General features: G+C 66.6%; 17 protein-coding genes and 1 pseudogene. 11 read left to right on the top strand and 7 right to left on the bottom strand.

The window, feature by feature from the left end; all coding sequences use genetic code 11:
* The first annotated feature begins 302 nt into the window (after nt 1-302).
* The 6 genes and pseudogenes from V5F67_RS17595 to V5F67_RS17570 all read left to right on the top strand — a co-directional run.
* Entirely contained in the window at nt 303-2,054 is a 1,752-nt protein-coding gene (locus tag V5F67_RS17595) for an arylsulfatase (protein ID WP_394021668.1), read from the top strand.
* A 222-nt stretch (nt 2,055-2,276) separates the two neighbouring features.
* A complete protein-coding gene (locus tag V5F67_RS17590) occupies nt 2,277-3,320 on the top strand; it encodes a haloacid dehalogenase-like hydrolase (RefSeq protein ID WP_394021669.1) in 1,044 nt (347 codons plus the stop codon).
* Nucleotides 3,321-3,433: 113 nt separating this feature from the next.
* A complete protein-coding gene (locus V5F67_RS17585; protein WP_394021670.1) occupies nt 3,434-5,380 on the top strand; it encodes an alkyl/aryl-sulfatase in 1,947 nt (648 codons plus the stop codon).
* Between the two features lie 170 nt (nt 5,381-5,550).
* Nucleotides 5,551-5,973 carry a DUF3302 domain-containing protein gene (locus V5F67_RS17580; RefSeq protein ID WP_394021671.1) on the top strand — a complete coding sequence of 141 codons (423 nt, stop codon included), beginning with the start codon at nt 5,551-5,553 and terminating at the stop codon, nt 5,971-5,973.
* Between the two features lie 17 nt (nt 5,974-5,990).
* Nucleotides 5,991-7,148, top strand: coding sequence for an HlyD family secretion protein (locus tag V5F67_RS17575; RefSeq protein ID WP_394021672.1), 1,158 nt, complete (start codon nt 5,991-5,993; stop codon nt 7,146-7,148).
* Between the two features lie 33 nt (nt 7,149-7,181).
* Nucleotides 7,182-7,654: pseudogene (locus tag V5F67_RS17570) on the top strand (transposase); the annotation flags it as partial.
* Between the two features lie 565 nt (nt 7,655-8,219).
* Here V5F67_RS17570 and V5F67_RS17565 read toward each other — a convergent pair.
* Nucleotides 8,220-9,188: a helix-turn-helix domain-containing protein gene (locus V5F67_RS17565; protein ID WP_394021673.1), complete on the bottom strand. Its 969-nt coding sequence runs from the start codon at nt 9,186-9,188 to the stop codon at nt 8,220-8,222.
* A 170-nt stretch (nt 9,189-9,358) separates the two neighbouring features.
* On the opposite strand from V5F67_RS17565, the gene V5F67_RS17560 reads away from it, so the two are divergent.
* The 5 genes from V5F67_RS17560 to dmeF all read left to right on the top strand — a co-directional run bounded on the left by V5F67_RS17560 (nt 9,359) and on the right by dmeF (nt 15,193).
* On the top strand, nt 9,359-11,377 hold the full coding sequence (locus tag V5F67_RS17560) for a TonB-dependent receptor (RefSeq protein WP_394021674.1): 2,019 nt from the start codon (nt 9,359-9,361) through the stop codon (nt 11,375-11,377).
* Entirely contained in the window at nt 11,377-12,609 is a 1,233-nt protein-coding gene (locus tag V5F67_RS17555) for an MFS transporter (protein ID WP_394021675.1), read from the top strand. Before V5F67_RS17560 ends, V5F67_RS17555 begins: the two co-directional genes overlap by 1 nt.
* Nucleotides 12,606-13,799 carry an FAD-dependent oxidoreductase gene (locus V5F67_RS17550; RefSeq protein ID WP_394021676.1) on the top strand — a complete coding sequence of 398 codons (1,194 nt, stop codon included), beginning with the start codon at nt 12,606-12,608 and terminating at the stop codon, nt 13,797-13,799. The genes V5F67_RS17555 and V5F67_RS17550 overlap by 4 nt, the downstream gene beginning before the upstream one ends.
* 96 nt (nt 13,800-13,895) lie before the next feature.
* Nucleotides 13,896-14,168: a metal/formaldehyde-sensitive transcriptional repressor gene (locus V5F67_RS17545; protein ID WP_394021677.1), complete on the top strand. Its 273-nt coding sequence runs from the start codon at nt 13,896-13,898 to the stop codon at nt 14,166-14,168.
* A 26-nt stretch (nt 14,169-14,194) separates the two neighbouring features.
* Nucleotides 14,195-15,193: a CDF family Co(II)/Ni(II) efflux transporter DmeF gene (gene dmeF, locus V5F67_RS17540; RefSeq protein ID WP_394021678.1), complete on the top strand. Its 999-nt coding sequence runs from the start codon at nt 14,195-14,197 to the stop codon at nt 15,191-15,193.
* Nucleotides 15,194-15,285: 92 nt separating this feature from the next.
* Here the strand turns inward: dmeF and V5F67_RS17535 are convergent, their stop codons facing one another.
* From V5F67_RS17535 to V5F67_RS17510, 6 genes are all read right to left on the bottom strand, one after another.
* On the bottom strand, nt 15,286-16,452 hold the full coding sequence (locus V5F67_RS17535; RefSeq protein WP_394021679.1) for an FAD-dependent monooxygenase: 1,167 nt from the start codon (nt 16,450-16,452) through the stop codon (nt 15,286-15,288).
* A 10-nt stretch (nt 16,453-16,462) separates the two neighbouring features.
* Nucleotides 16,463-18,571 carry a TonB-dependent receptor gene (locus V5F67_RS17530; RefSeq protein ID WP_394021680.1) on the bottom strand — a complete coding sequence of 703 codons (2,109 nt, stop codon included), beginning with the start codon at nt 18,569-18,571 and terminating at the stop codon, nt 16,463-16,465.
* A 150-nt stretch (nt 18,572-18,721) separates the two neighbouring features.
* The gene (locus V5F67_RS17525) at nt 18,722-19,645 is read right to left on the bottom strand and encodes a helix-turn-helix transcriptional regulator (RefSeq protein ID WP_394021681.1); all 924 of its coding nucleotides are present in this window, start codon (nt 19,643-19,645) and stop codon (nt 18,722-18,724) included.
* 308 nt (nt 19,646-19,953) lie between these two features.
* Complete coding sequence (locus tag V5F67_RS17520; RefSeq protein ID WP_394021682.1) at nt 19,954-20,496, bottom strand: hypothetical protein; 543 nt, start codon at nt 20,494-20,496, stop codon at nt 19,954-19,956.
* 213 nt (nt 20,497-20,709) lie between these two features.
* The gene (locus V5F67_RS17515) at nt 20,710-21,150 is read right to left on the bottom strand and encodes a hypothetical protein (RefSeq protein WP_394021683.1); all 441 of its coding nucleotides are present in this window, start codon (nt 21,148-21,150) and stop codon (nt 20,710-20,712) included.
* Nucleotides 21,147-21,686 (bottom strand): hypothetical protein, encoded by a 540-nt coding sequence (locus tag V5F67_RS17510; RefSeq protein WP_394021684.1) that lies wholly within the window; start codon nt 21,684-21,686, stop codon nt 21,147-21,149. The genes V5F67_RS17515 and V5F67_RS17510 overlap by 4 nt, the downstream gene beginning before the upstream one ends.
* Between the last annotated feature and the right edge of the window lie 211 nt (nt 21,687-21,897).

Here is a 21,897-nt window from a genome sequence, read left to right as displayed (position 1 = left end):
TGGAGCACGTGCGGATCAGGCAGCCATGCAGGCAGTGACGCCTTGGCTTGAGCGGCCATGCGGTGCCGAAAGCCGCCCATGGCAAGCCGCACGCCATGGGCCCCTTCTGGCCGAATATGCATAGCGAGCGCCCAAGCAGCGTGCCCAAACTGCCGCGGCAGTGGGGATCGGATCTTCGGCGGGATGCGGGCACGGCAGCGGGCGATGCCGGCCTGTTCGCGGCGCTCTGGACCGGTCATCCCACGGTCGGGGTCGGGCGGAAGAGCCCAGTCTGGAATCTGTTCTCAGGCAGGAGGCATGGCATGGCAAGGCAAACCGCGAGGGGGCGAGACGCTTCCGTTCGGAGCAGGAGGAACTGGCTCACGTCCGGCGTTACGGCTCTTGGCATCGTCGCCGCGTTTGCCGGGCCGGGCCTCGCGCAGACTTCAAAATCCTCGCGGCCGAACATCATCTTCATCATGGGTGATGACATCGGCTACATGCAGCCGAGCATCTATCATCGCGGCCTGATGGTGGGCGAGACCCCCAACATCGATCGGATCGGCCGCGAAGGGGCGATGTTCACCGACTATTATGCGGAGCAGAGCTGCACGGCGGGCCGCAACGCCTTCTTCACCGGCATGCACCCGCTGCGCACCGGCATGATCATGCCGCAGCTGCCCGGCAGCCCGACCTACCTGAAGCCCGGCACGCCTGCCGTCGCCAAGTTCCTGCTCGACCTCGGCTACGCGACCGGCCAGTTCGGCAAGAACCATCTCGGCGACCATACGGAGGCGCTGCCGACGGCCCACGGGTTCCAGGAGTTCTGGGGCTATCTCTACCACCTCGACGCCATGCAGGGCGTCAGCTTCCCCGACATCAACACCACCCCCACCAACCAGACGGTTGCGCCGCCCTGCCAGAACACGCCTGTTCCGGGGCTGGCGCCTACCCCCGGCGCCGTCGATCCGAACACCGCGGTGTGCCTGATGCCGCCGCGCCCGGTGATCGCCTGCACGTCCTCCGACGGCACGTCGGCGAAGCAGACCTGCAAGGACGAAGGGCCGCTGACGCTGAAGCGCTCCGAGACGGTGGACGAGGAGATTTCCGCCAAGGTCATCGACTTCCTCGACCGCAACAACCCCAAGAAGACCGGAAAGCCGTTCTTCGTCTGGTACAATCCCGCCCGCATGCACATCACGACCATGCTGTCGGACAAGTATCTCGGCATGATCGGCCAGCCCGGCGGCAAGGACTGGGGCGTCAACGAAGCCGGCATGAAGCAGCTCGATGACAATATCGGCTACGTCATGAAGAAGCTCGAGGAGATGGGCGAGCTCGACAACACGATCATCGTGTTCACCACCGACAACGGCGCCGAGACCATCACCTTCCCCGACGGAGGCACGACGCCGTTCAAGGGCGGCAAGCTCTCGACGTGGGAGGGCGGCATGCGCGCGCCGCTGGTCGTGCGCTGGCCGGGCCACATCGCGCCCGGGACGGTCAAGACCGACATCTTCGCCTCCCTCGACTGGCTGCCGACGCTGGTCGACATTGCCGGCGGTCCGAAGGCCAACGAGCTGAAGGCGAAGATCGAGCAGGGCGGCTATCCGGGCATCGTCAAGACGACGCTCGACGGCGTGAACCAGCGCGCATACCTGGAGGGCAAGTCGGACAAGTCCGCGCGCGATACGTTCTTCTATTATTCGGGCAAGGACCCATCCGCGGTCCGCTACAAGAACTGGAAGATGTACTTCGCGATGGTCTCCGACGATCCGTCCGGCTTCACCAAGGGCGTCGCGCCGTACCACTGGACGCAGGTGGTCAACATCAAGCGCGATCCTTTCGAAACCTCGATCGGCTCGCAGCTGAAGACGCTCTTCGGCATGGGCGGCGCTCTGGCCGCGCCGATCACCGCCTATGTCTATGACTGGAACATGCTGCCGATCGGACAGTCCCTGTGGCTGAAGGAGCTGGAAAGCTACATCAAGTATCCGCCCATGCAGAGCCCGGCGAGCTACAACCTCGACCAGGTCATGGAGCAGGTGAAGGCCGCCAAAACCACCCGCGACTAGGGCACGTGCCGCCCGGCTTGCGTCGCACGCCGGGCGGCAGCGCATTCTCGATCTTGAAGGCGGAGTGCGGTCTGCCGGGCAGATCGAGCCGTCGCTTCGGATCGGGGTCTGCAGGCGCAGGGCGCCGGCATGTGTCAGGCACGCCGGCGCCTGCCAGACCGACCGGGCGTCCTCCAGGGGAACGTCCGGTCGGCGAGGACCAGTACCATCGGGGACATCGCGATGCTTCACTCAATCGGGACCTGGATCACGCGGCGAGCGCTGGTGGCGGCGATGGTCGCCGCATCCTGCGTGCTCGCCGGCCCGCCGCCGTCCGCCGCGCAGCCGGACCCGCTCCCCTCCTGGAATGAGGGCCCGGCGAAGACGGCGATCATCGCCCTGGTGACGCAGACGACGGAAAAGGGCGGCCCCCGCTTCGTCGAGCCGGCCCAGCGCATCGCCGTGTTCGATCAGGATGGCACGACCTGGGTCGAGCATCCGGTGTACAGCCAGGCGCTCTTCGCGCTCGACCGCGTGGCGGCGCTGGCGCCGCGCCATCCGAAATGGAAGCGCACCGAGCCGTTCAAGTCGATCCTCGCCGGCGATTTCGCCGCGATCGCCAGGTTCAGCGAAAAGGAGTGGCTTGAGATCGTCGCGGTCACGCATGCCGGGATGAGCACCGCCGATTTTGAGAAGCTGGTTCGCGAGTGGCTTCCCAACTCGAAGAATCCTGTCCTGAAGCGCCCCGTGACCGAGCTCGTGTATCAGCCGATGCTCGAGGTGATGGCCTATCTGCGCGCCAACGGGTTCAAGACCTACATCGTGACGGGCGGCGGCCAGGAGTTCGTGCGCCCCTATTCCGATGCCGTGTACGGCATTCCGGCCGAGCAGGTCGTCGGCTCGAGCATCGTGACCAAGTACGAGTACCGGGATGGCAAGCCGATCCTGATGCGCCAGCCGAAGCTGTTCTTCAACGACGATTTCGACGGCAAGGCGATCGGCATCAACACCTTCATCGGCAAGCGGCCGCTGATCGCCTTCGGCAATTCGGACGGCGACCGGCAGATGCTGGAATGGACCACGGCCGGGGAGGGGGCAAGGCTCGGGCTTCTCGTGCTGCACGATGACCCGGAGCGCGAGTTCGCCTATGGGCCGGCCAACGGCCTTCCCGACACCAAGGTCGGAACCTTCAGCCCGTCGCTCATGGACGAGGCGAAGGCGAGGGGCTGGTCGGTCATCAGCATGAAGAACGACTGGTCGCGGATCTTCCCCGGGCCAAAACCATAGCCCGCGCGGCGGCGGGAAACCGCAGGGCCGGCTGCTTCCGGAACGAAATCAGGTGAGCTTCATCGAGGGCAGGCGCCCTGGAGCTGCCATCGATACAGACCAAGGACAAGCATATGCGCATCACCATCCTGGCGTCCGTTCTGGCGTTGGCGATCACCGGCCCGGCAGTCGCAAACGAGGCGAGCGATGCCACCCGGAAGGCGCAGGACGCCCTGCGCAGCTACCTTCCGTTCCAGGATCAGACCGACTTCCTGAATGCGACGCGCGGCCAGATCGCCACGCTCGAAGCGGAAAAGATCACGGCGCCCGACGGCACCGTCATCTACGACATGGCGCAGTTCGACTTCCTGAAGGGCGATGCGCCCAACACCGCCAATCCCAGCCTGTGGCGCCAGAGCAAGCTCAATGCGATCCACGGCCTGTTCGAGGTCGTGAAGGGCGGCATCTACCAGGTCCGCGGCTTCGACCTGGCTGTCATGACCTTCATCCGGGGCGACCAGGGCTGGATCGTCATCGATCCGCTCACCGCCAACGAGACCGCTGCGGCCGGCTTCAGGCTGTTGCGTGAGAAGGTCGAGGATCTGCCGGTTTCGGCGGTGATCTTCACGCACAGCCACGTGGACCACTTCGGTGGCGTGAAAGGCATCGTCACCTCGCAGGAGATCGCCGAGCGCAAGATTCCGGTGATCGCGCCGGTGGGCTTCTTCGAGGAGGCGGTGAGCGAGAACCTGATCGCCGGCAACGCCATGAGCCGGCGCGCCAGCTACATGTACGGCAACCTGCTTGCGAAGGGTCCGAAGGGCTCGCTGGGCTCGGGCCTCGGACCCACCACGGCGGCCGGGACGGTGACCATCGTCGAGCCGACGGTCACGATCTCGCAGACGCCCACCGACCTCGCCGTCGACGGCATCGACCTGGTCTTCCTGAACACGCCGGGCGCGGAAGCGCCCGCCGAGTTCATGTTCTACATCCCCAAGTTCAAGACGATGATGCAGGCGGAAGAGATCAACCATACCATGCACAACCTGTACACGTTGCGCGGTGCCAAGGTCCGCAACGGCGACAAGTTTGCGAAATACATCAACGACACGATCAATCGTTTCGGGGGCGAGGTCGAAATCAGCATCGGCAGCCACAACTGGCCGACCTGGGGCAATCTGGCGATCAATGAGTTCTGGCGCGGCCAGCGCGACACCTACCGCTATCTCCACGACGAGGCGCTGCGCCTGGCGAACAAGGGCGAGACCATGACCGAGATCGCCGAGCAGATGAAGCTGCCGGACGGTCTCGCCAAGAGCTTCGCCAATCGCGGCTACTACGGCACCGTCAACCACAATGCGAAGGCGCAGTACCAGCTCTATTTCGGCTGGTTCTCCGGCAACCCCTCGCAGCTCCACGAGCTGCCTCCGGTGGAAGCCGGCAAGAAGTTCGTCGAATATGCCGGCGGCGCCGATGCGGTGATCGCCAAGGCCAGGGCGGACTACAAGGCGGGCAACTATCGCTGGGTCGCGACCGCGCTCAACCATGTGGTCTTTGCCGATCCCGCCAACAAGCGGGCGCGCGACCTGCTCGCCGACGCGCTGACCCAGATGGGCTATCAGGCCGAGAGCGGCCCCTGGCGCAATTTCTACCTCTCGGGCGCCAAGGAGCTCCGCGACGGCGTGGTCCGTGCCTCGACGCCGGATGCCGCGTCGCCCGACATGGTGCGCGCGCTTCCGCTCGAGACCTATCTCGATTACCTCGCGGTCTGCCTCAATCACCCGAAGGCGGTCGGCAGCACCATCTACCTCAACTTCGTGCTGCCGGACGTGAAGCAGCAGTTCACGCTCTCGGTGACCAACGGGGTGATGAACTACACGATCGGGCGCCAGAACCCGCAGGCCGACGCCGTCGTGACGCTGAATCGCTCGCTTCTGGACGACATCAATCTGCGCCAGGCGAAGCTGTCCGATGCGATCGCGGCCGGCCAGGCCACGGTGGACGGCAATCAGCAGAAGGTCGTCGAGTTCGTGAGCCTGCTCGATACGTTCGACTTCTGGTTCAACATCGTCACGCCTTGACCGGCGGGCCGGTGCCCGCGGGGAAAGCGTGACATGGTGCGCGTGCCCCCGCCTGTTCCGGCGCAGCCTCGCCGCTGCGGCCGTGCCGCGCGCGGTGTTCCAGGCTGGCCGCCGTCCTGGTCGGGGCGCTGCCCATCGGCTCCGTTCAGCGGGCCGGATCGCCGTCTGGCGTGGCGCTCCGGCTTGCCGAGGCCGACGTGGCGGAGCTGTCAACCGCGCATCGAACGGGGAGTGCGATCATGGGTTTTACTCTGGACGGCTGGGATTATGCCGCGCTCCTGGGCCTGTGCATTATCGGCCTGTCGGGTCTGCTGATCGTGATCTTCGTCCTCGGCCTGCCGGGGCGCATCGCCATCGCCCGAAACCATCCCGAAGCGGACGCCGTCTATACGATGGGCTGGCTGGGGTTCCTCGGCGTCGTCCCGTGGATCAACGCCTTCATCTGGGCCTTCAAGCCGACGCAGGTGGTCGATCTGCGCTACACGCCGCGTCAGGTGAAGGCCGAAACGGAGCAGATGATCGACCGCCTGAAGGGCGCGACTCCCCTCGCCTTCGGCGCCAGGCCTGATGCCGAAGATAGCCGGGACCTCTGACAAGCAGAGCACACGCCATGATGATAGGAATACTTGTCCTCGCCATCGCCAGCATCTTGTTCTGGGCGGTGTTTCTGAAATTCAAGCTGCTGCGCCTCACGCCCGGCTGGATATTCGGGTTCAGCGTGTTCTTCATCCATCTGGCGCTGATATTCGTGATCGGCCTGCGGTTCGTCACGCCCTATTCCACCAACGCGACGATGATTCAGCACACGATCCAGCTGATTCCGCGCCTGTCGGAGCCGACCTTGATTTCCGAGGTCCTGGTGGAGGACAACACGCCGGTCAAGAAGGGAGATCCCCTGTTCCGGTTCGATCGCACCATCTACGAGGCGCGGGTCAATCAGTTGAAGGCTCAGCTTGCCGAGGCGGAGCAGAACGTCAAGGTTCTCCAGACCAATATCGATACCGCCGACGACCAAGTCGAGCAGGCCAAGGCCGCCCTTGCCTTTTCGACCACCCAGGCGAACGACTACGACATCCTGATCGAGAAGGGCGTCGGGCGCCTGGAGCAGGCAATCAAGTGGCGCGACACGGTGAAGGGGGATACGGCGCGTGTCCACGCGGCGGAAGCGGAAGCCTCGGTCGCGCGCCTGCAGTATGATTCAAACATCGACGGTGTTCACACGTCCGTCGCCAAGCTCGAGGCCGATCTGCAGCAGGCCCGGTATTACCTTGACAACACGACGCTCGTGGCGCCGGAGGACGGGCATGTGATCAACCTGCAGGTGCGCCCGGGAATGGTCTCCGGCATCCTGCGGATCGGTGGCATCGCCGTCTTGATCGCCGAGGAGAACCGCTATCTGCTGGCGACGTTCTTCCAGGAAAACCTCAAGTACGTGATGCCGGGGCAGTATGCCGAGGTGGCGTTGGATCTGTATCCCGGCCAGATCTTCAAGGGGCGGGTGGCCGGCATCTGGAAGGCGAACGGGCAGGGCCAGTTCCTGCCATCGGCCGAGATACCCAAGTTCGAGGCCGCCAATCCTGACAATCCTCAGGGCCAGTATGCCGTGAAGATCACCATCGATGATGCCGACCAGTCGAAGTTCCCCATCGGGGCGCAGGGCTCGGCCGCCATTTATGTGGACGGCGACCAGGGTGCCTGGGCGGCCCTGCGAAAGATCGCCATCCGCATGCGCACTTGGCTGGCCTGGCTTTATCCCCTCAATATTTAAGACATGCGGTGGATGCCGGAACTCGACTGGGCGATGGCGCCAAGGATCGCCGGTAGGCTGTTCGACCGCCGGCAGGACCTGCTGGACACCTCCCTGTCCCACTACGAGAAGGACGCCGAGCCGCGTGTCGATGACCGCCGGGTGATCAGCGCGATCATCCATGTGCCGAAATCCGGCGGACGCCGGGCCGATGCGCCGACCCCGCGCGAGACCCTGTACAATCGTCGTGTCCGCTGGGCAGCCAAGGGGGTGTGGAGCGGGCTGTTGCAGGCGCTCGCCGGGGCCGGCGGGCCGCCCGCGCAGGTCCTGATCGACAGTTCCGCGCTCAAGGCCCGCCGCTCGGGCGCGGGCGGGAAAAGGGGGGAGCGCAGCCACGCCATCGGCGGCTCCCGTGGCGGGCGCACGACCAAGATCCACGCGCTGACCGACCGCAACAGCCGGCCCATCGCCTTCCTGCTCACCGGCGCGGTCAGGTGGCCGACTGCAAGGCAGCGGCGACCTTGCTTCGGCAACCCGGCCAAATGGGTGAGAATGAATCGAGAGCAAAGTGCATCATTGTGTCATGCTGCTTTGGCAGCATGTTCCGCAACGGCGGTTGCGCTATGGTTGCATGTCGAACGTAGGAGGGGATTGGGATGGGCAGGGTCGGGCGAGTGATGATCATTGCCGTAATGCTGGCAGCTGTCGCCGGGTGTGGGTCGCTTTCGAACGCCAGGGTTTCCGTGAACTCGCGCTCACCCCATATGGGGCCGGTCCCACAACCGGGAACTGACATTGGCGTGCCTCGGTAAGCCTGCTCAGGCAGGAGCCTGCGACCGCCAGCGCCTGCCAGACAGCAGATTTTCGTTGATGCCAAAGGGGGCGGCCGTCAGGGACCGCGGGGCGACTTAAGGGGTGGCGGAGAGGGGGTCCGTATAATTTTGCTAAATAACATATTGAATTTAATCAAATATTTGTCGTAATAAAATCTCATTACCCCAACGTTTACCCCAACCGTTTCGCCCTCCGGGGCGGGTCTTACGACATGGTCGCTACAGTCGCGGGCATTTACCCTCGCCCATTGCCCTTGCGTTAAGTCTCGCGATTGCGCCGGGCGAACTCGCGCGGCGCCAGCCCGGTGGCCCGGCGGAAGGTCTTGCTGAAGTGGCTCAGGTTGGAAAATCCGGTGGCGAGCGCCACCTCGGTCACACTCTGGCCGCCGGACAGCATCTCGGCTGCCGCTTCCAGGCGCACCTTCACCAGGTGGGCGTGGATCGAGGCGCCCACCTGCCGGCGGAAGCCGGATTTCAGGCTCTTCTCGTTGAGGCCGACCTCGCGGGCCAGGCGGGCGATGGTCCACGGCTCGTGGAGGCGCTCCTGTAGCAGCCGCTGGGCCTCGGCGACCTTGCGGCGGTCGCGCTCCCGGCGGCCGCCGGGCGCCGCGCCGGCCTCCTGGAACAGGGCCACCGCCACCGCCAGCACTTCCAGGGCCTTGGCCCGCAGGTAGAGCCGCCGCACATCGGCCGAGCGGAAGGCGCAGGCCACGATCTGCTGCGCCGGCTGGAGCAAGGCGGACGGGGCCGGAAACCCCACCATGAGGGCGCCGATCTCCGGCACGCTCCGGTCGACTAGCAGGCCGCCGCCATAGCGCCGCCAGAGAGGACCGCCGAGGCCGGCGAGGAAGCCGGGGCCGAATCGCACATCGACGAGGCGCATGCGTGCCCCGCCCCGCACCGTGTTGAGGCCGCTGACCAGGCGGTCGGTGACGCAGACCACGGCCATGCCGGCGGTGATGGGTAGAGGCTGGCCACCATCGATGGACAGCGAGCCCTCGCCGTCGAGGAACACGCAGATGGAGAAGGTCGCCGGACCCTCCACGGCGATCTGCGCATCGCTCGCCGGAACGAGGTCGAGCATGGCGACGGAGATGTCCTCGCCCACGGCGTCGACCTTCAGATGCTCCTTCCAGCCCAACTCGCCTACGGTCGGAGCGGCGGCCGACAGCCAGTCAGCATAGGCCACTTCCGGCGGATCGACCAGCGATGCCCGCGGCTCCGTCATCCGCTCGCCTCCATCGAAAAATCCCTGAAGAGCAAAATCCGCGCCCCGAATGCGTTAGACAGCGCGCCGGCACAAGCATAGCTGATGTCGAGACTTCATATGAACTCGTAACGGATAGTTTAGAAATGCTCTTAAAAGCGCGGTCTATAATCTTCGCGGCTTCGATTTCCATGACGCCGAGCTATTCGTTCGCGCAGGACGCCCAATCCAACGACGGTGCCACGTTCAATCTTGAGGAAATAACCGTCACCACCGCCAACAAGCGCCCCCAGGAGCTGGAAGACGTGGACGGCGCGGTTTCGGTGCGGACCGCCGATCAGTTGCGCGAGGCGGGCGTGACCACCGTGGCGGACCTCGGACAGGTCTTCCCCGGCCTCGTGATCCGCACCCGCGGCAACCGCGCCTATGCCAACATCACCGCGCGCGGGATGTCCTCGCCGGACTATTACAATCCCACGGTCCAGATTTATGTGGACGGGGTGCCGCAGCTCGCATCGGCCTTCACGCAGCCGCTGGTGGACGTGGAGCGGGTAGAGTTCCTGCGCGGCCCGCAAGGTACGCTCTACGGCCGCAACGCCTATGGCGGAGTCCTCAACATCATCACCAAGAAGTCCGACACCGGCCGCGTGGACCTCAGCCTCACGGCCGGCACGCCAGAATCCTGGGGCGAGCTGGCGGGCACGCTGCCGGTGATTCCGGGCAGCACCTATATCGACCTTGCGGTGAAGGCCGAGCGCGCCTTCGGCTCAGTGGACGACGTCTCCACTGGTGCCTCCAACATCGACACCTCCACCGACATGATCGGCCGCGTCGCGCTGCGCTATGCGCCCACCGGCGGCAGCTTCGACGGCTCGCTCGCCTTCACCCGCGAGCACACCGAGAGCCACGAGGAGTTGTACCTGCTCGACCGCAACGTGCCGCGCCGGGCCTATGTGAGCACCCAGCAGGGGCCGATCCCGCTGCTCGACCGCACCGTTTCGACGATGGCGGCCACCGGCAACTGGCGCCTCGGCGATTTCAAGCTCACCAGCATCTCGTCCTACCAGGACGTGGACATGGTGCGCGACATCGCCGCCGGGCCGAACCTGCTGATGTCGTTTCCGGAGACCGACCGCGCCTTCTCGCAGGAACTGCGCGTGGTTCACGATTCCGGCGGGCCGGTCACGAGCGTGTTCGGCCTATTCTACCAGAACGACGCCTTCACCCGGGAGGCGGACGGCTATTCCTTCTACTACGGCCCCTCGCGCAACGCCGTGGACACCGACAGCTACGCGGCCTACGGCGAGGCGACCTGGCGCATGACCAGCAAGGTGGACCTCACCGGCGGTCTGCGATTCTCCTATGATGAAAGCTCCATCGACTTCACCCGATGGGGCTCGAACAGCGGCGGCTACTTTGCCGGCAGCTTCGCCAATTCGGCGAATTTCACCAGCGTGCAGCCCAAGGTTTCGCTCGGCTACCAGGTCAACGACACCACCCGCGTCTATGGCCTGATCTCGCGCGGCTACAAGCCGGGCGGCTTCAACCATGCGGTGACCTATCCCGACGATGCCGAGGCCTACGAGCCAGAAACCGCATGGAACTACGAAATCGGGCTGCGCACCGCGACGCCCGACCGGGCGTTCGAGCTGAGCACCGCGCTCTATTACATCGCCTCCAACGACAAGCAGATCTATGTGGGCCCCGTGGGCTTCCAGGTGATCCGCAACGTCGGTGCGGCGGAAAGCTACGGCGTCGAACTGGAGGCGCGCTGGCGCGCCACCGAGCGCTTGAGCTTCTCGGCCACCGCCACCTACGGGCGCTCGCTGTTCTCGGATTTCACCGACCCCACAACGGGCGAGAGCTTCGATGGCAACACGCTGCCTTATGCCCCCAACGCCACCGCCAACCTGTTCGCGCGCTACGTGTTCGACCAGAAACTGATCGACGGCACCATCGCCGCCGAAGGCGCGCTGCATTATGTGAGCGAGACCTATTTCAACGAGGCCAACACGCTCTCGCAGCCGGCCTACACCACCGTAGATGCGGCGCTCGAACTCTCCTGGCGGTCCGGGGTTAGCCTGAAGCTGTTCGCCCAGAACATCTTCGACCAGACCTACCGCGCCTACAGCTACGCCTCGGGCGCCAACGTGTTCTCCAACGTGGCGCAAGGCCGGCTCGTGGGCCTGACGCTCCGTGGCTCCTATTGATGGCGACAGCGGATATCGACGCGCCGCTCCCGCTGGCGCGGGTGCTGGCGGCCATCGGCGGCGTCTATGTGGCGCAGAGCCTCGTCGGCGGCCTCACCTTCATGGGGGTTCCCGCGGTGCTTCGAGCTGAGGGCGCCAGCCTCGCCGAGATCGGCCTCGTCTCGCTACTGATGCTGCCGTGGGCGCTGAAATTCCTGTGGGCGCCACTTGCCGAGCGCTACCGCATCCGGCCGGACGGCGCGCGCCGTTCGCGCCGCCTCGTGGCGGCTGGCCAGATCGCGTGCGCGCTTCTGCTCGGCGCGGTGGCCCTCGTCGGGCCCGACGGCGGACAGGCGCTGTTCGGACTTCTGGCGCTGGTGGCGCTGGCCTCGGCGACGGTGGACATCGCCGTGGACGCCTTCGCGGTGGAGCGGCTCGCCGACGCCAACCGCGGCTGGGGAAATGTGGCCCAGGTGGGCGGTGGCTATCTGGGCATGGTGCTCGGCGGCGGCGCCTTTCTCGTCCTCGTTCCGGCGGTCGGATGGACGGGGGCGACGGGGGCGATGGCCTGCCTCGTCCTCCTGCTGGCCGTGCCGTTCTTGTCAGGCGCCGAGCCGCCGCTGCCGGCGCCCGCGACGCCGCACCGGCCTTCGCTCCTGTATGCGCTGCGGCGCCCCGAGGTGCGGCTCGGCCTCCTCGTCACCGTGCTGTTTGAGGCCGGCGTGCGGCTGGTGCAGGTGCTCTCCGGGCCGTTCCTGGTGGACCGCGGCCTCGATCTCGCCGCGCTCGGCTTCGTCAATGGCGGCGGCGGCGTGGCCGCAGGCATCGCCGGCACGCTGATCGGCGGCCTTCTGGTGCGCCGCTGCGGCGCCCGCGTGGCGCTGCTCGTCGCTGCCGCCTTGCAGGTGCTGGCGCTGCTTGCGCTCACGGCGGGGGCGGCGGCCGAGGCCGGTGCGGAACTGCTTGCCGGCCTCGTGGTCCTGAAGACGCTCAGCATGGCGATGGGTTTTGTCACGCTCTACTCGCTGCTCATGGGCCTGTCCTCGCTCAAGCAGGCCGGCGTCGACTTCACGCTGTTCCAGTGCGCCGATGCGGCCACCGCCGGCATGGCCGGCTATGGCGCGGCGCTCGCGGCCGGCACGCTCGGCTATGCGACGACCTTCGCCGCCGCCGCGGTCGCGGCCGGGATCGGCCTAGTCCTCATCCTCTTCATTCTGCGGCGCCTCGCCGCCGTTCCGGAACCGCGCCCATGACCTCGTCCATCAACTCTGAACGAACCGTCGTTGTCTCGGGAGCCGGCGTCGCCGGGCTCGCCGCGGCATGGTGGCTCGCCCGCGCCGGCTGGCGCGTGGTTGTCGTCGAGCGCGCGGACGACCTGCGGTCCGGCGGCTACATGATGAGCCTTTCCGGCCCCGGCCACCTCGCCGCCACCCGCATGGGCCTGATGCCGAAGCTGAAGTCCGCGGTCTACCATGTGGAGGAAAACGTCTATCGCGACCGCAAGGGGCGCGAGGTGATGCGGTTGCGCTTTCACGACTTCATCAAGGGCCTGGACTATATCGCGCTGCGCCGCACCGACCTCGTTGCCGCGCTCCATGCCGAGCTACCGGAGGCCGTGGAGCTCAGGTTCGGCACCACCATCGACGCGGTGGAGAACGCCTTGGACGGCGCGACTGCGCGCCTGTCCGACGGCACGGCGATCTCGGCCGATCTAGTCCTGTTCGCTGACGGTATGCGTTCATCGCTGAGGCCGTCCATATTCGCAGCGGACGCCGAATGTCTCATCCCGTTGGGCTACCGGTTTGCTGTCTACGACCTGCCGGACCGGCTCGATCTCGGCATCGACTTCGTCTCCTATGCGGAGCCGGGGCACGTGGTGGAATACTACACGCTCACGCAGGGGCGGGTGGCCGCGCTCCATGTCTGGCACTCGCAGGAGAGCGGTCCGGTGCCCGCCGCTGATCGCTGGGCGCTGATCGGCGACGTATGCCGGCGCAGCCACCCGGCGGTGCGGGCGCAGATCGAGGCGGCGCGGGCGGACGGGGCGTTGGCTCTGGTGGACGATCTTTCGCTGGTGGAACTGCCGCGCTGGTCGCGCGGACGGGTGCTGCTGCTCGGCGATGCCGCCCACTGCCTGACGCTGATCTCGGGCCAGGGCGCCGGCATGGCGCTCACCTCGGCGGCGATCCTCGCCGACGAACTCGCCCGCGGCGACGTCCCCACGGCGCTCGCCGCGCACGAGGCGCGGCTCCGGCCGTCCATCGCCCGGCTGCAGGCGCGAAGCCGCAAGCTCGCCGGGGTGTTCGTGCCGCGCTCGCCGCTCGCCTTCGAGGCGCGCAACCTGTTCATGCGCCACGTGCCGCGCAAGTGGCTTGGGCGCTATTTCCTCAATTCCGTGAATGCGGAGATCGCGGCGGCGCAAGACATCGCCGCGGCAGGCTGAGCCGAGGCGTCCCTGCGCCGATCGGGCGGGCAGGGCGCTTGTGGATCATAATATAGCCCCCTATGCTATTTTGGCATCAAGGGAGAGCCGCGCCGCATGGCCCACACCATCCGCGACAAGGACAAGCTGATCGCCCGCGTGCGGCGCATCAAAGGGCAGATCGAGGGCATCGAGCGCGCCTTGCTGGCAGAGGTTCCCTGCGGCGAGGTGCTGCGCCAGGTGGCATCGGTGCGCGGCGCCATGAACGGCCTCACCACCGAGCTGGTGGACGATCACCTGCGCGAGCACGTGCTCGGCGCCGCGACCGATGCCGATCGGCAGCAGGGCAGCGAAGAGCTGATGGGCATCATCCGGACCTATCTGAAATGACCGCGCCGGCGACAAAGGAGGGAGGGATGGCCGAGGCCCTCGGACACGAGCACGTCTTTCTCGGCGCCGACCACCGGCGCAACGAGCGCAAGGTGTGGCTGGTCATCGCCCTGACCGCCGCCATGATGGTGGTGGAGATCACCGCCGGCACGCTGTACGGCTCCATGGCGCTGGTGGCGGACGGCTGGCACATGTCGACCCATGCCGGAGCCATGCTGATCGCCGCATTGGCCTATCTCTATGCGCGCCGCCACGCCCGCGACCGGCGCTTCACCTTCGGCACCGGAAAGCTCGGCGACCTCGCCGGCTTCGCCAGCGCCGTGGTGCTCGCTTTCGTGGCGCTGCTGATCGGCTGGGAGAGCTTCCTGCGCCTGGCGGCCCCGGTGCCGATCAGCTTCCCGCAGGCGATCGCCGTCGCCGCGGTGGGACTCGCGGTCAATCTCGCCAGCGCCGTGCTGCTGCGCGACACGCACCACCACCACGGCCACGGCCATCACCACCCCGACCATGACCATGACCATGACCATGACCATGACCATGACGACCACGGCCATGATCACGCGGCGCCGGCGCGCGACAACAATCTGCGCGCGGCCTATCTCCACGTGCTCGCCGATGCCTTGACCTCGGTCCTGGCGATCCTCGCCTTGCTGGTCGGCAGCGTTTATGGCTGGCTCTGGGCGGACCCGCTCATGGGGCTCGTGGGGGCCCTCGTGATCGCCCGCTGGTCGTGGGGGCTGATGCGCGATGCCGGCGGCGTCCTGCTCGACATGGTGCCCGCGGAGGAGGACCTGGAAGCGGATATCCGCGCCGCGCTCGCGCCCGATGACGCCCGCATCACCGACCTGCATGTCTGGCAGGTGGGGCCGGGCCACGCCGCCGCCATCGTCGCCCTGGCGGGCGAAGGCCTGCGCGACCCGGCTTTCTACAAGGCGCGGATCAGCCCGATCCGGCGCCTGTCCCACGTCACCATCGAGGTTCAGCCGGGACCGGCCGCGCCTGTCCGGTCCGCGGCGCGGGTCTGAGCTGCCGGCCCGGCGCTCAGCGGAAGGTTTCGCCGACGAGGCCACGGACGCGCGAAGGCGGCGAGGCTACTCAACCGGGTTGGATTGGTTGCTCAGGCCTCGGAGGCGACGATGCTCGGCGCCACCAACGCGCGCGCCCGCAGCATCAGCACCGGCCGCGACATGAGCAGTGGCAGCAGGAGGCGGCTGATCCCGAGCCCGAGCGCGGAGCGCGGGATGTAGCTGCGTGCGCTTGCGCGCGCATGGCGCTGGATGGCGCCGATGACGGGCCGTAGCCGCGCCTCCCAGGTCGCCAGGGCATCGTCCACCGGCGCGTGCGCCAGCGCTTCAGCGAGGAGGTGTCCTCCGGCCATGGCCATGGAGGCGCCTTGGCCGGAGAGGAGGGAGAGGCACCAGGCGGCGTCTCCCGTCAGCACCACCCGGCCGCGGCTCCAGGCGGGCATCTCGATCTGGCACACCGCGTCAAGAAAGGCGCCCTCCCAGGCGACCGGCCCGTCGATCAGTCGTTGGAGCACCGGGTGGGTTCCGGCGAACGCGGCGGCCACCGTGCCGTGGCGGGCCTGGGGCGGAACCGGATCGAGGTCGCTGTTGCGCCAGCACAGCAGAGTGGACAGCTCCCGCGGCCCGGATTGATAGAGGATCGCCTGCCTGCCGACCTCCATATAGCCTTCGTAGAGCGGCTCAAGCCGGCCCTCGAACGGCATGCGCCAGGCAGCGCCGCGATAGCCCAGCGGCCGCAGGTGTCGCTCTTCAGGGCCGAGGGCGAGGGCGCGGACGCGGCTGTGGATGCCGTCGGCGCCCACCACGAGGTCGAAAGCCTCCCGCGTGCCGTCTGAGAACGTCACCTCGGTCGCCGTGCTCGCCTGGACGATTGCCGTCACTTCGGTAGCGAAGCGCGGCGGCGGCATTCCCGCCTGCGCCAGCGCGTCCGCCATCAGCCCGACCAGCACGTCGCGCGGGACATGGAGCATCTTGCCGCCGGTGAGCTCCTTGAGGATGGCGTCGCGGAACCGGAACAATTCGCGCCCCGCGCCATCCCGATAGACCGAATCGGAGGCCGGCAACGCCGCCCGCCGTAGTGCGGGAAGGAAGCCGAGTCGCTCCGCCACGTCCCATCCGTTGGCCTGCAGGCTGACCACATAGCCGCCGGTATTGAGCTGCGGCGCGCGCTCCACCACCTCGGCCGCAATGCCGCGCCGGGCGAGGGACAGAGCGAGCGTGAGGCCGGCGGGGCCGGCCCCCACCACGAGAATGCGCATCTGCGGCGGCTCAGAAACGGGAGCGGGCCTGAACGCCGATCATGCGCGGGTCGCCGGGCGCCCCATATGGGCCGTAACCGTTGTTGGTGGCGACCGTGTAATACTCCTGGTTCAGGAGGTTGAGCGCCACCAGATAAAGGCTCCAGTCCTTTGCCTCGACGCCGAGCCGCGCATTGACGATGCCGTAGGCCTCCTGCTCGATCGTGTTGTCCACGTCGAAGTAGAAGGACGAGCGCCAGTTCCAGTCGACGCGGGCGATGCCGTTGAGCTGCGCGGTGAGCGGGCGCGTGTACTGGGCGGACAGCGACAGCGAATATTTCGAGGCGAGCGGCTGCCAGTTGCCATCCGCATTGCCGCCGGATTGCGAGGCTGGAGCATCAATGAAGCGTGCATCCAGGAGGCCGAGGCCGGCGAACAGCTCCAGTCCGTCGACCGGGCGCGCCTTGATCTCGATCTCGGCGCCGTAATTGCGCGACTTGGGCGCGTTGGCGATCCAGACCGAGTAGCCATTGAACGAGTAGATCTGCTGGTTGGTCCAGTCGAAGTAGAAGACCGAGGCGGCGACATCCAGCCGCCCGTCGAAGAGCGAGGCCTTCACCCCTCCTTCGTAGTTCCAGGCGCTCTCCGGCTCATAGGCGAGGTCGTTCGTTGGAGCGAAGGAGAGGTTGAAGCCGCCAGCCTTGTAGCCGCGCGAGATGGTCGCGTAGGCGCGCACCTTGGGCGCCACTTCGTAGGCGAGGCCGATCTTGGGCGAGAGGTCGGTACTGTCCATGGACTGGAGCAGCAATTGCGCCGGCGCCCCCAGCGTGATGCCCGGCACGTTCGAGTGATGGTCGTAGTCGATCTCGCGGCGGTCGTAGCTGAGGCGGGCACCGGCGAGGATGTCGAGCTTGTCCGTGACATGCCAGGTGGCGTCGCCATAGGCCGCCGCCGACCAACCGAAGAGGTTTGAGTTCGTGCCTTCCTCATAGCCCGCCGGCAAGGCTGGCTGCCCTGGATAGAACACGTTGGCCGGCACCGGATAGTTGAAGCCGGTGGATTCGTAGCGGGTCTCGTCGGAGCCGAAGAAGAAGGTGCCGACCGTCCATTCCAGTTTGTCATTGGGCTTCGAGACGAGGCGCACCTCCTGCGAGGCCTGGTCGTAGCTGCGGGTGAAGCCGTTCTGCCGGAACGGGGAGGGCGTGAAGTCGCCGCCGGTCCCCTCGCCGTCGGCGCCGCGCCAAGCCGTGACCGAGACCAACTCTGCGCCGCCGAAATCGTAGCTCGCCTTCACCGATGTGCCGTAGCTGGAGATGCTCGACACGTAGGGGATGGCGGCGTTGTAGCCGTCCGCCCACACGGTGCCGAAGGGGCCGCGATTGCCGCGGCTGCCCTGGTCGGTGGCGTAGTCCGCCGAGAACAGCAACTCCAGGTTTTCGCTCGGTCGGGCGAACACCTGGAAGCGGCCGCCGCCGTCCTTTGCGCCGTCATAGAGCTGGCCGTCCGCGAGGTTGGGTACCCAGCCGTTGGAATAGTCGCCGAAGGCCACGGCGCGCACCGCGAGATCGCTGCCGAGCGCGGCGTTCACCACCGCGCGGCCCTGGAGCGTCATGTCGGTGCCGAACAGGACATCGAGTTTGGTGTAGGTGGCGCCGAACTCCGGCCGCGCGCTGCGCACGTTCACCGCACCAGCGATGGCGTTGCGGCCGTAGAGCGTGCCCTGCGGCCCGCGCAGGATCTCGATCTGGTCCAGATCCACCATGGTGAGGTTGAAGCTGGCGTCGTTGCCGATGAACACGTCGTCGCGATAGATCGCCACCGTGGGGTCGGTGCCGAAGGCGGTGTTGGCGACGCCGCGGATGGAGATGACGGAGGCGTCGTTGCCGCCCCGCTGGCTGCGCATGAGCGTGTTGACGCTGGCATCGAACGCATCCTCCAGCCGCTCGATGGTGCGCGCTTCGATGTCCTTCTCGGTGAACACGCGCACGCTCGCCATTACGTTGAGGAAGGGCTGGGCGCGGCGCATGGCCTCGACGGTCAGCTCGTCCAGCTCGATGGTCGCCTCCGGCTGCTGTGCGAGCGCCGCGGACGGCGCCGCGAGGAGAGCGAAGGCGAGGGCAAAGCGACGTGCGTGGGCCATGAGCCGATATCCCCGGAACGGGCGCCGCGCCGGCGCCGAATGTCTCGTCCCGACTTTTCGCAAACACGGGCAATAGGTTGGACCGGAAAGACGTATGCCTTCGGCTCAATTGCGTATGCGCGCGGCTCAGCACGCCCGAGGCCTTTGTTCTCAGCGCGTGAGCTGCGAAGGCGCGAAGCCGAAGCGGCGGCGGAAGGCGGTGGAGAAGTTGCTGGGATGGCCGTAGCCGGCCCGGTAGGAGGCCTGCGATACCGACAGACCCTCGCGCTCGATGAGCGCGCGGCCGAGCATGAGGCGCCGCTCGTTCACGTAGGCGCCGGCACAGCTGGCGAAGGCGCTGAAGAAGTCGCGCTTGAGCTTGCTCGGGCTGACGCCGAACTCGTCGGCGAGGCCGGCGAGGCTGGCGACGGTGGCCGGATCGGCGTCGATGCGCGCACGCACCGCCATGATGCGGTCCCGGTCCCGGGCGCGCAGCGCGTCGGCGGTGGCCGGGGCGCTGTCGCCGAGACCTTCCACCAGCGCCACCAGCAGATCGAGCCCGCGGCTCTCCAACACCAAAGCGGCAACCCCGGGCGCCGCGGGCGCCTGGAGCACCTGCCACGCGACGCGCTTGAGATGGGCGTCGAGCGGCCGGCGCGTGACGCTGAGGGGGCGTTCCATGGCCTCGCGCAGCGGATCGAAAGAGGAGCCGGCATGGCGCGAGGTGGCATCGAACCATTCGGGCGTCACCACCAGTTCCACCGTGCGCACCGGTCGGTCGGCGTGGACGACGGTGCGGCAGGGCCGGCGCTCGTTGTCGGAAGCGATCCACACCTCGTTGGGGCGGAAGCCTTCCACCCCGCGGGTCTCGGAGGTCGCCTGTCCGTCAAGCACCACAGAGAGCGTGGCCGCGGGGAAGCTCTCACTCTCGAACACGAAGGGGGCATCGATGGCCATTTCGCGCGAGAGCAGGAACAGCCCTGCCTCCACCTCCACCGAGACGAGGCCTCCCGCACCGGCGCGCGTAGGGGCGAACGGGCTGTCCACGAGAGCGCGAAGCTCTGCGAGCGAGGTATGGCGATGGGCGAGGCTCATGGCGGGGGATGCTCGTCACTCGGGGACACGCGAACCAGTCGATATCGGAAGATAAGGTGGAATTTCTTCGCGATGTAGTGATTTCAGGTGCACATGATCTGGAATAATTCCAATATTAGAGAAAACAACTGCTGCATCCCCGGCCTGCGGCTTCATTTTTATGAATTCCATCCTTTCTGCCGCATGTTGCTGGGCATGGCGGCGGCTCTTGTCCGGCTTTGGACGGAGTGCGCGGCCATGGAGGTTATCGAGGCCTGCGGGCTCGCCGTGATGATGGACAGCATATCGGTCCGCGAGGGCCGGTGGGTTTAGTAGACCTTGTACGCCAGGCCGGGCGGCGCGGCGACGTACTGGCCACCAATCTTCGTAAATGCTGCAGGGCCGGTCTCCGGGATCAGCCCGTTTCCTGAGAACCGGGTGCCGGGCGGTGCATACCTGCCGTAGAGGCCCTTGGCGATCGTCACGTTTCCGGCTGCTCCCAAGATGTCGCCCAGCATGCGCGCGCTCGAACCCTGCTTGCTCGCCGCCTCCAGCTCGTAGGGCAGCACCCCGGAAGAGCCCTGCTTGAAGCCGGAGATCTGGCCGATGGTGCCGGCGTCGCGCGAGGTCGACCGGCCGATGTCGCCCAGCACGTCGCCGAACGAGCGCAGGTTGCCCAGCGCCTGGCCCTGGGCCTCGGAAAAGTTGGTCGCCTGGGCGCGCTGTTTGCCTTCCTCGGCCACCGTGATCCCGGACGCGGAGGCCGGCATCTGGGAACTGGCCATGTCGGCGGCGGCCTGCTCGTTGGCGGAGCCCTGAGCGATCTTCTGCCCGGCGAAATAGTCGCCCAGGCTGCCGGCGCGCTCACCCATCTGGTCGGTGAAGCCGTCATAGCGCTTGCGGGCGCCCGTGTTGATGGCCTGGGCCTCCTGGTCGTATTTCCGCTGCCGGATGCGCTCGGCCGCCAGCGCATCGTCGCGCGCGCCCTGCGCCTGGCTCTGGGCGTAGGAGTTCGCCGCGGTGGCGCTGGCGGTGAGCGTAAGGCCGGCGATGGTTACGGGGTCACAAATTGTCAGAGCCCTCCTTCACTGAAGCGCCGTCCCGTCTCCGATTTCCTGAGTGCCGAGCATCTCCCGCATCGCGGCCACTCGATCAGGACTGAAGCTGCACCCGACAATCTCCTGAGCACCCTGGCGCCGGGCCCAGAGGAAAAAGCCGCGCATGAGCAGATCGCTTGCATCCGTCTCGCGGGCGTCCAACGCGACGTGCTGCATCCGGACGACGGCACAGCAGCCCGAGCGCCAGTCGAAAGGAATTGTCCACCCCAACAAGAAGCCGACGACCGTGTCCTGAAGCGTGACCACCCAAATCTCAGCATCCGCTGAGTTCAGGTAGTGGCGGATTCGGGACCGGATGACTTCTTGCTCGTAGGGCTCGCCTGGCCTGGTTTCCTCAAGCATTGCGATGGCGAGACGCACCAAATCGGGTTCGTCAGCGGCGGACGCGGTTCGCGAAGAAAGGTTCATGCGCCCTCCACATAGGCAAGAGTGGACATGTTCCGCCGGGCGGCGCGCAGCTCGATGGCGGCCTGAAGGCACATGGTGCGCAGCGTGTTCTGACCGATCAACGAATGGTCAATGAGGTCTCGTTGCCGATCCTCCGGAAGCCGGCGCTGCGAAAAGTCGCGACCGTAGTGGTTGGCAAGCGCCTGTAGAGCGGAGAGCGCATCCTCGGCGTCCGCCTGTTCAGGCGCGGGCAGCTTGTGGACGTGGCCTCGGGCGGTCGCGAGAGCGTTGAAGAGCTGGTCGCGTTGGTGCTCGCTAAAGAGGAGCGACAGGCGCCGGCTACGCCGCAGATCGTGGAAAAGTCCGATGGCTCCTTCCATCGTATCAGCAATGCCAACCTGATCGGGCTGGTTGGCGATGCTCCCGAACCGGCATGCAATAACGCCGACCTCTTCGTCGAAGTCGAGTTCCGCCTTCGACGGGGGCGCCGGTCCCCAGTCTGCGTCATCGAAGCCGGAATGATCGTCGGCATGATGTACTTGTCGCTTGGCAGTCATCGACGTCAGCCTTCCGCGCGCGGTTTGCGGGAGAATAGCTCGTCGATGGTGATGCGGCAATCAAAAACATAGTATTTAATCCTCGAAAGTCGAATGCTATCTTCGCCCGCGGACAAATTTTGTATGTCATTGTCAGTCACAAGTGACATTTTGTACCCCTGATGCTCAGGAGTAAGTCGGGTGACAAATTGTCAAAACATCCGCTGGAGTC

The organism is Xanthobacter pseudotagetidis (assembly GCF_043194795.2).
In the GTDB taxonomy this organism is placed as follows: Bacteria; Pseudomonadota; Alphaproteobacteria; order Rhizobiales; family Xanthobacteraceae; genus Xanthobacter; species Xanthobacter tagetidis_A.
This window is presented reverse-complemented; position numbering and strand designations above follow the sequence as displayed.